The following is a 14,738-nucleotide window of genomic DNA, read 5'->3' as shown; positions in this document are numbered from 1 at the left end:
CTATCCTAACACTGCTTTGTTTTCCATATTTTTAACAAATGGTTGTTTTGTTAACCTCACTCCTTTTGCTGCTTTAATAGCATTAGCCACTGCGGCTCCAGCTGGTGGTAATGTAGGTTCTCCTAGTCCTGTAGGTGCGATGTCACTCTCGATAAAGTGCGTTTCTACAATAGGAGTTTCATTCATACGTATCAAACGATACGTATTAAAATTTGTATCCTGAGGTTCCCCATCTTTGAAAGAGAAATCTCCATACATAGCGTGACCAATTCCATCAATCACACCTCCTTCAATTTGATTTCTGGCTCCTAACGGATTAACCACAATTCCACAATCAACCACACAAGTAACTTTTTTAACTACAGGCTGATCATTCACTAATACCACATCTGCTACCTCGGCAACATGTGTATTATGACAATAATATGAGCTAAATCCCTGGTATACACCTTCTGGTTTCTTACCCCATTCGGATTTCTCTACTGCTGTTTTAATTACTTGTTCTAACCGCTCTGGAGAATATTGTATTCTTTCATCGGTATGTCCTTTTGCTTTTTGTAATAAATCCAATCGCAACTGAATATTATCTACTTCCATTAATTCTGCCAGATCATCAAAAAAGCTTTGTTCTGCAAAAGCCAAGAAGTTGGTATAGGGCGCTCTCCATGCACCAATGGTAATATTACTATCATATTTTGCTACATCTACCTGATAATTCTCTACAGCTCCCGCTGGAAAGAAATTCGGAATCAATCCATACATATTAGAATTAACAGCAGCTTCTTTCAGATGATAGCCTGTTAACTTACCATCTTTAATCGAAGCACTGATCTTATATTTAATTGCGGGTCTATAAATTCCTGCAGACATGTCATCTTCCCGAGAATATACAACCTTCACTGGTTTTTTAGAAATACTAGATATTTCTGCTGCTTCTAATGCGAAATCACCATATAATCTTCTACCAAAACCGCCACCCATTCGTGTCATTTCCACCGAAACTTCTTCTGGATTTCTTTCTAAAAGTGAAGCAACTCTTCTGGCCGTTCCTGCGGGTGTTTGTATAGGACCTACTAATCTAACTTTCTGATTAGTAACATGCGCAAAGAAATTCATCGGCTCCATACAGTTATGCGGGAGAAAAGGAGATTCATAGACTCTTTCTAAAACTTTATCTGCTGCTGCAAAAGCCTTTTTTACATCACCATCAGCTCGCATCGTATTAAACTCTTTACCGTTTAAAAGATCTGTTAATGCTTTGTCGTGGTCTGTAGTATTCTCTAATTTAGAATCATTTACCCACTTTGCTTTTACGGCCTTTTTACCCTTCATTGCCGCCCAAGTATTTTCTGCTAATACGGCAATTTTATCTCCAAACTTAAAAGCATCTACTACACCAGTAATTTCTTTGGTTTCTGTAACATCAAAATCGTGCAGCTTTTTTCCAAAAGCAGGTGGTCTAACCACAGATACATACAGCATTCCTTCTTCCTTATAGTCTAAACCAAATAAGGACTTACCAGATATGATTTTATCTATATCCACATTATGAATATCTTTTCCTATAATGTTGAAATCTTTCGGATCTTTAAGGGTTATGTTTTCAGGCACTTTTAAGGAAGCAGCTTCTTTCACTACTTCGCCATATCCTAATGTATCTCCATTACTATTTTTGATAATCCCATTCTCCGTACTACAAGTAGAAGGATCTACACCCCATTTGGCAGCGGCAGCATTGACTAACATTTGTCTTGCAGTAGCGCCAGTTTGTCTCAAAGGCTCCCAACCTTGCCGTAAAGATTGACTACCTCCGGCGACTTGTCTAGTAAAGTTTTTGGTATCCAATGCTCCTTGGGCAACATGCACGTTTTTCCAGGCAACATCTAATTCTTCTGCAATTAGCATCGGCATTGATGTTTTTACACCTTGCCCAATTTCAGGATTTGGAGAAAAAATAGTCACCATTCCGTTATCTGCAATTTTAATAAAAGCATTAAAATCGTTAAAATTCAGATCAGCAATATCTACAATATCTGTAGGAGGAGTAACTTCGGGCTTACATGCCTGAAATAGGTTGAAACCAATTAAAATTCCTCCACCAGCTAAAGCCGATGTTCTTATAAATGACCTTCTACTTACAGAAGGAGTTGTTATGCGTTTCATTTTAGTGAGATTTAAATTGGTTAGCTTATTTTACTTGCTGCTTGTTGGACTGCCTTCTCTATTCTATTATAAGAAGCACATCTACAGATATTACCGCTCATAGCATCTCTAATCTGTTCTCTACTAGGATTAGAGTTTTGTTCTAGAAAAGCTGCTGCAGTCATAATCTGACCCGCTTGGCAATACCCGCATTGGGGAACATCTATCTCTTTCCAGGCTTGTTGTACCGGATGCGAAACGTCTTTGGATAGACCTTCAATTGTCTTAATTTCCATTTCTGTAGCAACAGAAACTTTTAATAAACAACTTCTTGTCGCAACTCCATCTGCATGAATAGTGCAAGCACCACATTGTCCTATACCACAACCGAATTTAGTTCCTACAAGATCAAAATGATCTCGTAACACCCATAAAAGAGGTGTATCTTCATCCGCTTCTACAGAAAGCGATTGACCATTTACTTTTAGATTATAAACAGGCATGAGTTTAAATTTTAAGATTTGTATTTAATTAGTCTAAATAAGAGAATAATCACTATTTTGTTATTGAAGTTACTAAAAATACAGATTGACAAATTCAACTTTAACAGAGCTTTATGGTATACTTATCAAAGTATTTTCAAAATCATTTTATAATTCCGAAATTCGCCTCAAAAAAATATTTCTTTGGCAAATCATAAAATAGTTATCACTGGAGGTCCTTCTACAGGAAAAACATCAATCATTAATGCACTTGAAGAAGAAGGTTTCTTTTGTTTTCCTGAATTCATCAGAAGTATTACTCAAGAGGCTAAAAATAAGGATGACTTAGATATTGTTTCTAATCCTATAGCTTCTGTTTCGGATCCATATGATTTTAACATACAATTAATGAATGGAAGGATTGATCAGTTCAAAGATCCTATTGCTAACAATAAAGATATTGCTTTTTATGATAGAGGAATCCCAGACGTACTAGCATATATGGATCTTTTTAAACAACCTTACGATGCTCCATTCATAAAAGCTTGCAAAGACCATGTTTATGATCAGGTTTTTCTGTTACCTCCTTGGGAAAAAATCTATATCTCTGATGCAGAACGTTATGAAAGTTTTGAAGAAGCTCAACAAATTCATCATCATTTATTAGAAACATACACAAAATTTGGATACAATTGTATTGAAGTTCCCTTTGGAAATGTAAAAGAACGTAGTACCTTTATATTACAACACGTAAAATAACAGCATAGTATTGATGACTACCCCAATCCAGCTATTACGAGAGAATTGGAATTATGATACTTTCAGACCTTTACAGGAAGAAATTATCAATGCTGTTATTGAAAACAATGACACTTTTACCCTACTCCCTACTGGCGGAGGAAAATCTATATGTTTTCAGATACCTGCCCTACTTAAACCGGGAATCTGTATTGTAATATCACCACTTATTGCTTTGATGCAGGATCAGGTACAGCATCTGCAACAAAAAGGTATTAAAGCCATTGCATTAACAAGTGGAATTAAATATTCTGAATTAGACACGTTACTTGATAATTGTATCTATGGTAATTATAAGTTCTTATACTTATCACCAGAGCGTCTCCAACAGGATTTGGTAAAAGAACGACTAAAAAGAATGAACATTAACCTTATTGCAGTAGATGAAGCGCATTGTATTTCGCAATGGGGTAATGACTTTAGACCTTCTTATAAGAAAATTAAAATACTAAGAGAGATCAAACCTGCGGTTCCTATGATTGCTCTAACAGCCTCAGCAACTCCGGAAGTCGTAGATGATATCATAAAAGAACTGGATTTATTTCAACCAAAAATATTCAGACAATCCTTTTTTAGAAGTAATTTAGGATATATGGTTTATCATACTTTAGATAAAAATGATAAACTTATCCGAATTCTGAAGCGATATCAAGGAAGTTCTATTATTTATGTTCGAAATCGAAAATCAGCTATAGAAATTAGTGAATTTTTAAATGCTAGCGGTTATGCTGCTACATATTACCATGGAGGTGTAGATGCTAAAGAAAAAACCAAACGTTTTCAGCAGTGGTTAACAGAAGAAGTTAGCGTTATGGTTGCTACTAATGCCTTTGGAATGGGTATTGATAAAGCAAACGTAAAAACTATTATCCATTATAATATTCCAGAGAGTATAGAGAGTTATTTTCAGGAAGCAGGCAGAGCAGGACGTAATGGAGAAACATCTTATGCATTTCTTCTTAAAAACGAAAATGATATCTTAAGAGTAGAAAATCAGTTTATCAAAGTACTTCCTGATGTGGATTTTGTAAAGTTGGTGTATCGTAAATTGTCTAATTATTTCAGAATATCCTATGGAGAAGGAGAACAATCGATACATGGTTTTAATTTTAACATTTTTTGTAAGACTTACAATCTGAACACATTAATGACCTATAATGCCATGCAATTTTTAGATCGTTGTAGTGTTATTAACTTTACACAACGATTTACTAAAAAAAGTACCGTTCATATTACAACCACAGGAAATCATCTTCTAAAATATTTAGAAGATAACTCTCATTTAGAATTAGTCACCAAAGCTATCTTACGCACTTATGGTGGTATTTTTGATGAAGAAGTAAAAGTTAACCTATCTCTAATAGCTTCTAAAGTAAATACAACAGAAGCTAATATTATTAAAGTTTTAAAAAAATTACAAGATGCAGAATTACTTGAGTTTAACTATAAACTTACGGATGCAGATATTGTCTTTTTAGTACCTAGAGAAGATGATCATACTATTAACAGAGTAAAACCTTATATTAAAGAACTAAGTAGTTCTAAAGCAAATAAAGTAAAAACCATGATCGGTTTTGTACAAAACGAATCAATATGCAGAAGTAGACAGCTACTAGCTTACTTTGGAGAAAAGGATTCAAAAGATTGCGGGATTTGTAGTGTATGTATTTCCAATAAAAAAACTATTACAAATCCTAAAGAAATTAGAAACGAGATCATAAACCTTTTACAAAAGAAACAATTGTCTTCCAGAGATATTTTAACTCATTTAAAATGCCCTGAAGCAACTGCTTTGGAAATATTAAGAGAACTTAATGAACATAATATCATAAAAATTGATCCATACAACAACTATCAACTAGTATAATATATATAATGAGAGACTTACGAATCCTATTTATGGGCACTCCGGATTTTGCCGTAGAAACCCTAAAAACAATTATAGAAAATAATTATAACGTGGTAGGTGTTATTACTGCTCCAGATAGACCAGCAGGAAGAGGTAGAAAACTGAGAGCATCAGCAGTTAAGGAATATGCAGTATCTCAAAACCTTCCTATACTACAACCTACGAACTTAAAAGATGAAACTTTCATTAAAGAACTAACAGAATTACAAGCCAACCTAAATATAGTTGTTGCCTTTAGAATGTTACCCGAAGTAGTTTGGAGTATGCCAGAATATGGAACATTCAACCTACACGCGTCGTTGCTTCCGGATTATAGAGGTGCTGCACCAATTAACTGGGCTATTATTAATGGAGAACAAAAAACTGGTATCACTACTTTTTTTATTGATGAAAAAATAGACACAGGTCATATTATTCTTCAAAAAGAAATTGAAATAAAAGATAAGGATACAGCGGGCATCCTTCATGATAATTTAATGACAGAAGGTGCCTTATTGGTTATTGATACTATTAAAGCGATAGAAAACGAAACGGTAACCACTACAGAACAACCTAAAGTTGGAGAACTAAAAACCGCCTATAAGCTGAATCGAGATAACACTAAAATAAACTGGAATGATGATATACATTCTATTTATAATCTTATAAGAGGTTTAAGTCCGTATCCTAGTGCCTGGAGTTCCCTTCATAATAAAGGAGAAGAAGTTTCTATAAAAGTATATACTGCCGAAATAGAGAGTCAGAATCATAATTTTGACATTGGAAAAGTTATCATAGAATATTCCACAATTAAGGTAGCTGTGAAAAATGGATACGTTATTCTTCATAAAATCCAACTTCCGGGGAAAAAAGCCATGGATGCTAAAGCACTACTTAATGGGTATACCTTTTATAAAGATGCAAAAATGGGCTGAGCCCTTGCTATCACTAGAGTAAGAAAATTCATAGAATTCCTACTTGTTTATTAACAATCGCCCTGAGTTATCAACAAAACCCCGTATTTACTGGGCTAATCCTTGCACGAATCATAAATCCGTATAAATTTGTAGAGCGTTTAACAAAAATTTGGTTTAACCAACAATTAATTTAAAAACAGAATTATGAACAAAACAGAATTAATCGATGCAATGGCAGCTGACGCTGGAATTACAAAAGCAGCAGCAAAGAAAGCTTTAGAATCTTTCTTAGGAAATGTTGAAGGTTCTCTTAAAAAAGGTGACCGTGTTTCTTTAGTAGGATTTGGTTCTTGGTCAGTTTCTAAAAGAGCTGCAAGAGAAGGTAGAAACCCTCAAACAGGTAAAACTATCAAGATCGCTGCTAAAAACGTTGTAAAGTTCAAAGCTGGTGCGGATTTATCTAGTTCAGTTAACTAATTTAATTAGTTTTTGATATTATAGAAAGCTCTCTTTTTAGAGAGCTTTTTTTATGGATTCCCCGTAAAAATCAAGCAACCGCTTTGATTATTAGAAATAATTATTTAGTTTTAGTATAAACTACACCATCCATGATATCACTTCAACCCGGGAAAGGACATCTTCTAATTGCCGAGCCATCTATTATAGGTGATGTTTCCTTTAACCGTTCGGTTGTTCTTCTTGCAGATCACAGTGATCAAGGATCTATCGGTTTTATCATGAATAAACCATTAGATTATGTGTTATCTGATTTGGTCCCAGAAGTAGAAGCTGAATTTAAAATCTATAATGGTGGGCCTGTAGAACAGGATAACTTATATTTTATTCATAAAGTCCCTGATCTAATACCTAATAGCGTAGAAATTTCTTCCGGAATTTATTGGGGTGGAGATTTTTCTGTAGTATCAGAATTAATTGCCCAAAACAAAATTACTCCTAATGAAATTCGATTTTTTCTCGGATATTCAGGATGGGACGCAGAACAACTACTCCAAGAGTTAGAAGCTAATTCCTGGGTGATCGTAAAAAACACCTACGAAAAAAACATCATTGGTAAATCCTATAATACATTTTGGAAAGAAAAAATGATAGAATTAGGTGGAGAATATTTATTATGGTCTAATGCTCCAGAAGATCCTAGTTATAATTAATCCCCTATTCGAATCCTTACATTCAATATTCCTAACAACCTTCTTGTCACTTCAGATTTGTATTCTTTTTTCCTAAATTTGGTAATAGGCTGTATTCCAGTTATTACATTAGTTATGAATAATTCATCTGCTTTTTGTAACTCAAATGGCGAAATAGAAGCTTCTTCTATTTCATATTCAGGTAATTTTTCAAGGATTCTTAATAATTGAGTTCTTAAAACGCCTTTTAGACAACCATCAGAAATGGGTGCTGTCTTTATTTTATTTCCTTTAATCAAGAATAAATTACCATTTAATGCTTCGATTACCATTTTATTAGTATTCAATAATAAACAGTTTTCGAATCCATTTTCTTTTGCAAAAATTCCTCCTAATATATTTACTAATTTATTGTTAGATTTCAACGTAGAAAGAAGATCAGCCGCTACATAATGATCCTTAAATAAAGTGACTTCATATAAATCGCTAGGAAGTGTATAAAACTTATTTGACAATGGTTTTACTGAAATACTATAATCAATACTATTAATAGTTGGAGTATATAAACCGCCTTCTTTACGATTTACAATAATTTTAACTCTAACAGAAGAATTTGTCAAACCATTTCCCTCAATAAGATCTAGAATTTCTTGTTGCAAAAACTCTGGTGTAAAATTCATAGGAATTTCCATCCTCAAAATTCTCATAGAAGCCATTAATCTAAAATAATGGTCTTCCCAAAAAAGAATAGTTCCAGAATTTACTCGTATCGTTTCAAATAATGCATCTCCATATGCATATCCTCTATTAGTAATTGATAATGTAGCGTCATTATCAATTAATAAATTTCCGTTAATATTGATCATAAAAAAGCCCCTTATTACCAATTGTTATTGGGCGGGGCAAATATACATTATAAAAATAAAGGAATCATGTAGAACCTAAAACATGTTTTAAATTGCTTATCATATTATCCCACAACATTTTATTTTCTTCAATTTCATCATCGTCCGAGAAATCAGTAACCATTAAAGAAACATCTTTGGTGATTTCATCAACTTGTATGCGCAGTTCGAAAAAATAATCATCTCCTTCTTCTTCATCAGCCATCCATCTGAACTTAATTCTTTCTCCACTTTTTTTACTTAGAAGTTTTGCTTCTTCTTCACTATCATCCCAGATAAATGTAAACATTTCTCCTCGTGAGTTTACATTATCAGAAAACCATTCAGAAAGTCCTGAAGGAGTAGAAATATACTGATATAGCAGTTGTGGGGAGGATTGTATTACAAATTCAAGTTCGTATTTTATTTTTTCAGACATATTGCAAATTGTTAGTAAGCCAATATATAGATTAATTATTGACTTTAAAAGTATTTGAAAAGAGTATTTGAAAAAAATTAATTCTACTTTATTGTTTGCTACAATACTTTTTGTTTTTATATTTGCACCCGAATTAAAATGATGTAGCATCTATTTGGCGAGGTAGCTCAGCTGGTTAGAGCGTTGGATTCATAACCCAGAGGTCGGGGGATCGTGCCCCCCTCTCGCTACACTAATTCGATAAACCCCTGAATTTCAGGGGTTTTTTTGGTTTTATGGAAGAATTTGTAGTCTACATATTATATTCTGAAAAGTATAACAAAAGTTATACGGGATACACTTCTGACTTAATAAGTCGTTTCAGATCTCACAATCAATTAGCCACGAAAGGGTTTACAATACGATATAGACCGTGGAAAGTAGTCTACCTAGAGTTTTTCAACTCAAAAAAAGAAGCTTTAGTCAGAGAAAAGTTCTTAAAATCTGGCAAAGGAAGAGAATGGATTAAAGATAAATTGATCAAATAACAGAAGGATTCATATCCGCCTGAGGCGGACGGAGGATTACGCCATAGGCGTACAGGCGTGCCCCCCTCTCGCTACACTAATTCGATAAACCCCTGAATTTCAGGTTTTTTTTGGTTTTATGGAAGAATTTGTAGTCTACATATTATATTCTGAAAAGTATAACAAAAGTTATACGGGATACACTTCTGATTTAATAAGTCGTTTCAGATCTCACAATCAATTAGCCACGAAAGGATTTACAATACGATATAGACCGTGGAAAGTAGTCTACCTAGAGTTTTTCAACTCAAAAAAAGAAGCTTTAGTCAGAGAAAAATTCTTAAAATCTGGCAAAGGAAGAGAATGGATTAAAGATAAATTGATCAAATAACAGAAGGATTCATATCCGCCTGAGGCGGACGGAGGATTACGCCATAGGCGTACAGGCGTGCCCCCCTCTCGCTACACTAATTCGATAAACCCCTGAATTTCAGGTTTTTTTTGGTTTTATGGAAGAATTTGTAGTCTACATATTATATTCTGAAAAGTATGACAAAAGTTATACGGGATACACTTCTGATTTAATAAGTCGTTTCAGATCTCACAATCAATTAGCCACGAAAGGATTTACAATACGATATAGACCGTGGAAAGTAGTCTACCTAGAGTTTTTCAACTCAAAAAAAGAAGCTTTAGTCAGAGAAAAATTCTTAAAATCTGGCAAAGGAAGAGAATGGGTTAAAGATAAATTGATCAAATAACAGAAGGATTCATATCCGCCTGAGGCGGACGGAGGTCGTACCCCCTCTCGCTACACTAATTCGCAAAAGCCCTTATTTTTAAAGGGCTTTTTTGGTTTTATGGAAGAATTTGTAGTCTACATATTATATTCTGAAAAGTATGACAAAAGTTATACGGGATACACTTCTGATTTAATAAGTCGTTTCAGATCTCATAATCAATTAGCCACGAAAGGGTTTACAATACGATATAGACCGTGGAAAGTGGTCTACCTAGAGTTTTTTAACTCAAAAAAAGAAGCATTGGTTAGAGAAAAGTTCTTAAAATCTGGTAGAGGAAGAGATTACAGTATTAAATTCATGTCAAAGGTTTTTACCATAATCCTATAAATAAAAAAATCGAGACTTTATCTCGATTTTTTAAGTTAGCCTAAAACATAAAAGATTTTATCCCATACCTCTTACATCCACAACTTTCTGCAAACTCGACTTATTTTGACTTTTTGATTCTTTAATGTTGTTTTTCCCTTCTATCTGAGTTTCTAGGTTCTCCAACTCCACCATCTCTTCATTAATACTTGTTGATTCACAACTAATCATCGATGTTCCGAAAACTACAACCATTAGTAATACTATAAATTTTCTTGTTTCCATAATTAAAATAAAAAATTAACAATCATTTCTAAACAATATTAGCTTAAAAGAGTCATTATTTTCCCACCCACAAAGGGTGGTTTTTTATTAAAGCAAATTAGCACAAGTAAAAACTTTTACAAACTCACCAGTGTAATGAACGAACACCTTTCAAAAATGGAAAAAGCAATAAAAAAAGGTAGAGAAAGTAAAGACATCTATAAAACGTACAAATCCTATGTTAGGAATATTAATCGATTTTATTAGATAAAGAAGCATCCAATTTAGTTCTAATGGATTTTAATAACGAATATATTTTTAGAAAAAAATTAGACCTAACAATGAACTCATTGAACAACAAAAAATAAGCGATACTTTTTCTAAGATAAGTCAGTTAGCAAGCTATCCAATAACATACAATGGTATAGCCTAAAAGATACTGGGATTACTCATGGGTTGATAAACCCAGATAAAATTAGCTTGGAACACAATATTGAATCCTACATCGCCTGGCAAAAAGCTAATTGCTAGCACAAAAGTCTTAGTCGATACAAGTAGAACTAATAAATAGGAGTCTCCAAATCTAAAGTTGTTTCTCACAAACCTGATCAAACCTCTCTATACAGTAATTCTTCCCCACCCCCTTTTCAGTTTTTTTGTTTTTATATGAAAGATTTTTTGGCATATCCGTTTAATATACTTCATAACTAAATTAATCCGTTTCACTTTCCTTTTTAGAAGCTTCACCCAGAAAATCAACGATATAGACCCCGAAGTTTTTAACCGGGTAAATAAACAAATTATAATTCAAAAAAGTGCTATTTCAACTATTAAACAATACTTCAATGGTAAACTGATTGTCAATATAAGTCCAGTTTCAAAAGAACGTATTGTAGTAAGCACAGCAAAAGTTACTGGATTCAAGAAATGGGTGGATTTATAATTTTAATGATTAGTTCTTTATTGCAGTACAACTAAGCTTGCTTATAGCTTCCTTTTTTATTCCTGAAATACGCTGTTATTGCAATAAGTATCATCAATAATGCTACTACATAAACAAAAGTAGGAATAGGTATTGGATCTCCTGCTGCATAACTATGAAGCCCTGATAAATAATAATTTACTCCAAAAGAAGTCATAATAATCGACCAAAAAGCAAATGTACTGGCAACATTCAATACGTATCGGTCTTGCAACTTTGGAATGAATCGTAGATGTAACACCACTGCATATACGATAATACTTATCAATGCCCAGGTTTCTTTAGGATCCCACGCCCAATAACGCCCCCAGGACTCATTAGCCCAAACGCCGCCTAAAAATGTTCCTACTGCCAATATAAACAAACCAATGGTCATAGATATTTCATTAATATATGTAAGTTCTTTAACACGTATATCAATAGGAGCCTTTGTTTTATCTGTTTTGATAATCATTAAAATAAGCGCCATTAGACCCAAAATAGCCGATAAAGCCAATGGCGCATAACTGCTAATAATAGTTGCTACATGTACTTTTAACCAAAAAGAAGATTTAAGGACAGGCATAAGATTAGTGATCTCAGGGTTTAGCCAATCTAGATAACTTACAAATAATAATGCACCTGAAAACAAAGTAGCTAATGGCAATGCAAAATCTGATTTTCTAAAAGTCAGTAACCCGCAAAGCATCAATACCCAGGCTACAAAAACCAACATCTCATACCCATTACTCCAGGGTGCGTGCTGCGCCACATACCATCTTAATAATATGTTTCCTGTGAACATCAAAAAACAAATTAGCGATAAGATTATCAATATGTTCCATAGCAATTCAATGGATTTTTTTTGAATAAAAATTTTGGTGATTGCGATTACTAATAATATAAAACCCAAAGTAAAAAATACCTGAAACAACCAAAAATTGAGATTCAACTCGTTATACCATAACTCTGCAGCGACTCTTTCATCATTTGGTATAATAGCTGCACCCAGTACATTTTGATAAGTCTTTATATATGAAAGCTTCTCTGTAGCTGCATCCCAATTCTTTGAAATCACATCCTGAAAATAAGAAGGAACAATGGATTGCACAAACTTGCCGTCTTCAGCTGGGAAATCCCTAAAATGATAGGTATAACTATACCAAGTGTTATTCTTGTCATTACTATTAGGAAAAACCTTTAAATAATTTCCACTAAAAACATTGTACAATATATTGAAACGTTCATCTACTTTTATTACTTCTTTGTCAAATTCATTGCGTTCTGCCGGTTTCTTGAGATTCGCTTTTTCAATTGCTTCACTCAAGATATAAGCTCCTTTTTCGTCTAACAGGGCATTGAATGGAACCAGACCGTCTTCACTTAGTACTAAAGACTTAAATAATACTCCTCCTTTTTTTTGATCTATCTTAATCAAAGGGATTTGTTGCCATGCATTTGGATTTACATGCATCGCTAAAAATGCTTGGTTAGCATCTAAGCGTATGTTTGATCCATTGTTTGAATATTTGAAATAAGGTTTTCTAGATATCTTTCTCAAAAACTCAGAAGCAAGCGTATTTATAGGTTTGATTCGTCCATCTAGATCTTGTACCATCAATCGACCAAAGAGTTCGGCGTGATATACATCAATCTGTTGTTCTGCTACCAGTTGTTGTTCTTTAGTCGGCTCAGTTACATTTCCGTTGCAGAAAGTAGATATAAATAAAAAAAGTAATAATGGAACAATTTGACTTTGTTTTAATTTTTCTAATTTTTGATTGATCAATCGAAATCTTGAGTTTTTTCCAAATAATGTAAAAAACATCCCTAATCCCATTAGGAAATATCCTAGATAAGTAATCCAGGTTCCTGCGGCATCATGACTAACAGAAAGTACGGTTCCTAATTCATCGGTATCATAGCTTGCCTGAAAAAATCGATAGCCTTGATAATCTAACACATTGTTCATAAAGATTCGATATGGTGTCTCTTTTTTATTATCAATAATAGTTACTTCACTCGCATATGCAGAAGGGCTTGTAGAACCAGGGTAGCGTTCTAATTGAAAATCATTAAGATATAACGAAAAAGGCACCTCTTGTGCTTGTGCCCCATAAGAAAGCTGGATCGTTAATCCATTTAATTCGAGTTGATGTGTTGTAGGTAAAAAACCTTCTCGATATAATAATGAGGATTCTTCTATCTGATCATTGACCTGAACATTTACAATGAGTGCATCATCTTTGCCCCTATCATTATCCTTAGGTTTTTCGGATTCACTAACTAGTTCTATAGTGGCGCTAGGATGAAAAGACAGTGGTACAAAAGAAGCATCACCATCGCGATATAATGTACGTAAAGTTAACCGCTGTAGACTATCTTTCTTAATTTTCCCGGCAGTTTGAGAGGCCATCATAAAGAAATCAAGATCTCGTGGTGATAGCACACTAAAATCACCATCTTTCTCTATTATATTGATAATTCCTTCTTCTTTGGCATTATATCCAACTCTATGATGGTGTTTTCCAATACTCTCTACTTCACCTTTTTCCAAAAATACCGTTTGCCTTCCGTTTCCAGACGATACAACTAATTGCAAGAGTGCTTTTCCACCTTCAACATCATCTACTATTTCGGGTACAGCGTCTGCAACAAATTTACTATGAGAAATGCGTATTGGTATATCATCAAAATCTGTTTCTATCGTAAAATCATTATCACTGATTGGAGAGAAACTCAATTGTTTTCGAATTACTTTTGTATTGTTTCCGTCAGAAATGTGTGCTTGCAGATAATTCTGATCTGAAATTATAATGTTTGAAGCGTTTCCTTCTCTAATACGCATAATACCGCTATAAGAAGAATGTCGCGTTATTCCGGCACCTATTAAAATAACGATAAATGCTACATGAAACAAAAGAATTGGCCACTTCTCTTTTCTCCACAGTTTGTATTTATAAATATTAGTACCGAAACAGATACCAAGCCCTATCATAACAAGTTCAAACCACCAAGCATCGTAAATGATTTTCCATGCGGTAGCGGTACCGAAATCATTTTCTACAAAAGTAGCAGTAGCCATTGCGATTGCAAAAAGCAATAATAATAGAACAGCCAAAATAGGTGAGGAAAAAAAACGATATAATTTGTGCATTATGTGTTGTTTAAAAAAAGAAAGATAACCTCATTAGGCTTAC

16 protein-coding genes and 1 tRNA gene are annotated in these 14,738 nt (G+C 33.7%); 11 read left to right on the top strand and 6 right to left on the bottom strand.

Translation table 11 applies throughout. From position 1 onward, the window contains the following. Nucleotides 1–2,163: a molybdopterin cofactor-binding domain-containing protein gene (locus tag Q0829_RS01670; protein WP_298539166.1), complete on the bottom strand. Its 2,163-nt coding sequence runs from the start codon at nucleotides 2,161–2,163 to the stop codon at nucleotides 1–3. Between the two features lie 20 nt (nucleotides 2,164–2,183). After that, on the bottom strand, nucleotides 2,184–2,645 hold the full coding sequence (locus tag Q0829_RS01665) for a (2Fe-2S)-binding protein (RefSeq protein WP_298539164.1): 462 nt from the start codon (nucleotides 2,643–2,645) through the stop codon (nucleotides 2,184–2,186). A 183-nt stretch (nucleotides 2,646–2,828) separates the two neighbouring features. Between Q0829_RS01665 and Q0829_RS01660 the strand changes: the two genes are divergently transcribed. The 5 genes from Q0829_RS01660 (at nucleotide 2,829) to Q0829_RS01640 (ending at nucleotide 7,396) form a co-directional block, all read left to right on the top strand. Further along, entirely contained in the window at nucleotides 2,829–3,383 is a 555-nt protein-coding gene (locus Q0829_RS01660; RefSeq protein ID WP_298539162.1) for an ATP-binding protein, read from the top strand. 13 nt (nucleotides 3,384–3,396) lie between these two features. Further along, on the top strand, nucleotides 3,397–5,289 hold the full coding sequence (locus Q0829_RS01655) for an ATP-dependent DNA helicase RecQ (RefSeq protein WP_298539160.1): 1,893 nt from the start codon (nucleotides 3,397–3,399) through the stop codon (nucleotides 5,287–5,289). Between the two features lie 8 nt (nucleotides 5,290–5,297). Then, nucleotides 5,298–6,245: a methionyl-tRNA formyltransferase gene (gene fmt / locus Q0829_RS01650; RefSeq protein ID WP_298539158.1), complete on the top strand. Its 948-nt coding sequence runs from the start codon at nucleotides 5,298–5,300 to the stop codon at nucleotides 6,243–6,245. A gap of 186 nt (nucleotides 6,246–6,431) precedes the next feature. Next, nucleotides 6,432–6,704, top strand: a complete 273-nt coding sequence (locus Q0829_RS01645; RefSeq protein WP_027391128.1) for an HU family DNA-binding protein — start codon at nucleotides 6,432–6,434, stop codon at nucleotides 6,702–6,704. Nucleotides 6,705–6,835: 131 nt separating this feature from the next. Further along, on the top strand, nucleotides 6,836–7,396 hold the full coding sequence (locus Q0829_RS01640; RefSeq protein WP_298539156.1) for a YqgE/AlgH family protein: 561 nt from the start codon (nucleotides 6,836–6,838) through the stop codon (nucleotides 7,394–7,396). On the opposite strand, the gene Q0829_RS01635 is transcribed toward Q0829_RS01640, so the two are convergent. Further along, nucleotides 7,393–8,241: an aminotransferase class IV gene (locus tag Q0829_RS01635; RefSeq protein ID WP_298539154.1), complete on the bottom strand. Its 849-nt coding sequence runs from the start codon at nucleotides 8,239–8,241 to the stop codon at nucleotides 7,393–7,395. The genes Q0829_RS01640 and Q0829_RS01635 overlap by 4 nt on opposite strands. A 64-nt stretch (nucleotides 8,242–8,305) precedes the next feature. Continuing rightward, entirely contained in the window at nucleotides 8,306–8,698 is a 393-nt protein-coding gene (locus tag Q0829_RS01630; protein ID WP_298539152.1) for an START-like domain-containing protein, read from the bottom strand. Nucleotides 8,699–8,854: 156 nt separating this feature from the next. Between Q0829_RS01630 and Q0829_RS01625 the strand changes: the two genes are divergently transcribed. From Q0829_RS01625 to Q0829_RS01605, 5 genes are all read left to right on the top strand, one after another. Continuing rightward, nucleotides 8,855–8,928: transfer RNA gene (locus Q0829_RS01625), tRNA-Met, on the top strand. Between the two features lie 45 nt (nucleotides 8,929–8,973). Further along, nucleotides 8,974–9,225 (top strand): GIY-YIG nuclease family protein, encoded by a 252-nt coding sequence (locus Q0829_RS01620; protein ID WP_298539150.1) that lies wholly within the window; start codon nucleotides 8,974–8,976, stop codon nucleotides 9,223–9,225. Nucleotides 9,226–9,343: 118 nt separating this feature from the next. Further along, nucleotides 9,344–9,595 (top strand): GIY-YIG nuclease family protein, encoded by a 252-nt coding sequence (locus Q0829_RS01615; RefSeq protein WP_298539150.1) that lies wholly within the window; start codon nucleotides 9,344–9,346, stop codon nucleotides 9,593–9,595. Nucleotides 9,596–9,713: 118 nt separating this feature from the next. Continuing rightward, a complete protein-coding gene (locus Q0829_RS01610) occupies nucleotides 9,714–9,965 on the top strand; it encodes a GIY-YIG nuclease family protein (protein WP_298539148.1) in 252 nt (83 codons plus the stop codon). A gap of 99 nt (nucleotides 9,966–10,064) precedes the next feature. Further along, nucleotides 10,065–10,334, top strand: a complete 270-nt coding sequence (locus Q0829_RS01605; protein ID WP_298539146.1) for a GIY-YIG nuclease family protein — start codon at nucleotides 10,065–10,067, stop codon at nucleotides 10,332–10,334. Nucleotides 10,335–10,391: 57 nt separating this feature from the next. On the opposite strand, the gene Q0829_RS01600 is transcribed toward Q0829_RS01605, so the two are convergent. Further along, on the bottom strand, nucleotides 10,392–10,598 hold the full coding sequence (locus Q0829_RS01600) for a hypothetical protein (RefSeq protein WP_298539143.1): 207 nt from the start codon (nucleotides 10,596–10,598) through the stop codon (nucleotides 10,392–10,394). A 652-nt stretch (nucleotides 10,599–11,250) separates the two neighbouring features. Here Q0829_RS01600 and Q0829_RS27595 point away from each other — a divergent pair. Next, on the top strand, nucleotides 11,251–11,520 hold the full coding sequence (locus tag Q0829_RS27595; RefSeq protein ID WP_366892761.1) for a LytTR family transcriptional regulator DNA-binding domain-containing protein: 270 nt from the start codon (nucleotides 11,251–11,253) through the stop codon (nucleotides 11,518–11,520). Nucleotides 11,521–11,551: 31 nt separating this feature from the next. Here the strand turns inward: Q0829_RS27595 and ccsA are convergent, their stop codons facing one another. Beyond that, nucleotides 11,552–14,695 (bottom strand): cytochrome c biogenesis protein CcsA, encoded by a 3,144-nt coding sequence (gene ccsA / locus Q0829_RS01595; protein WP_298539140.1) that lies wholly within the window; start codon nucleotides 14,693–14,695, stop codon nucleotides 11,552–11,554. Nucleotides 14,696–14,738 lie beyond the last annotated feature (43 nt).

This window comes from uncultured Aquimarina sp. (assembly GCF_947492405.1).
Taxonomy (GTDB): domain Bacteria; phylum Bacteroidota; class Bacteroidia; order Flavobacteriales; family Flavobacteriaceae; genus Aquimarina.
Note: the sequence above shows the minus strand (reverse complement) of the source record. Positions and strands in the feature narration are given on the sequence as shown.

Coding starts and splice junctions, on each gene's coding strand:
- Q0829_RS01670 (WP_298539166.1), bottom strand. CDS start 2,163: ATGAAACGCATAACAACTCCTTCTGTAAGTAGAAGGTCATTTATAAGA.
- Q0829_RS01665 (WP_298539164.1), bottom strand. CDS start 2,645: ATGCCTGTTTATAATCTAAAAGTAAATGGTCAATCGCTTTCTGTAGAA.
- Q0829_RS01655 (WP_298539160.1), top strand. CDS start 3,397: ATGACTACCCCAATCCAGCTATTACGAGAGAATTGGAATTATGATACT.
- fmt (WP_298539158.1), top strand. CDS start 5,298: ATGAGAGACTTACGAATCCTATTTATGGGCACTCCGGATTTTGCCGTA.
- Q0829_RS01645 (WP_027391128.1), top strand. CDS start 6,432: ATGAACAAAACAGAATTAATCGATGCAATGGCAGCTGACGCTGGAATT.
- Q0829_RS01640 (WP_298539156.1), top strand. CDS start 6,836: ATGATATCACTTCAACCCGGGAAAGGACATCTTCTAATTGCCGAGCCA.
- Q0829_RS01635 (WP_298539154.1), bottom strand. CDS start 8,241: ATGATCAATATTAACGGAAATTTATTAATTGATAATGACGCTACATTA.
- Q0829_RS01630 (WP_298539152.1), bottom strand. CDS start 8,698: ATGTCTGAAAAAATAAAATACGAACTTGAATTTGTAATACAATCCTCC.
- Q0829_RS01620 (WP_298539150.1), top strand. CDS start 8,974: ATGGAAGAATTTGTAGTCTACATATTATATTCTGAAAAGTATAACAAA.
- Q0829_RS01615 (WP_298539150.1), top strand. CDS start 9,344: ATGGAAGAATTTGTAGTCTACATATTATATTCTGAAAAGTATAACAAA.
- Q0829_RS01610 (WP_298539148.1), top strand. CDS start 9,714: ATGGAAGAATTTGTAGTCTACATATTATATTCTGAAAAGTATGACAAA.
- Q0829_RS01605 (WP_298539146.1), top strand. CDS start 10,065: ATGGAAGAATTTGTAGTCTACATATTATATTCTGAAAAGTATGACAAA.
- Q0829_RS01600 (WP_298539143.1), bottom strand. CDS start 10,598: ATGGAAACAAGAAAATTTATAGTATTACTAATGGTTGTAGTTTTCGGA.
- ccsA (WP_298539140.1), bottom strand. CDS start 14,695: ATGCACAAATTATATCGTTTTTTTTCCTCACCTATTTTGGCTGTTCTA.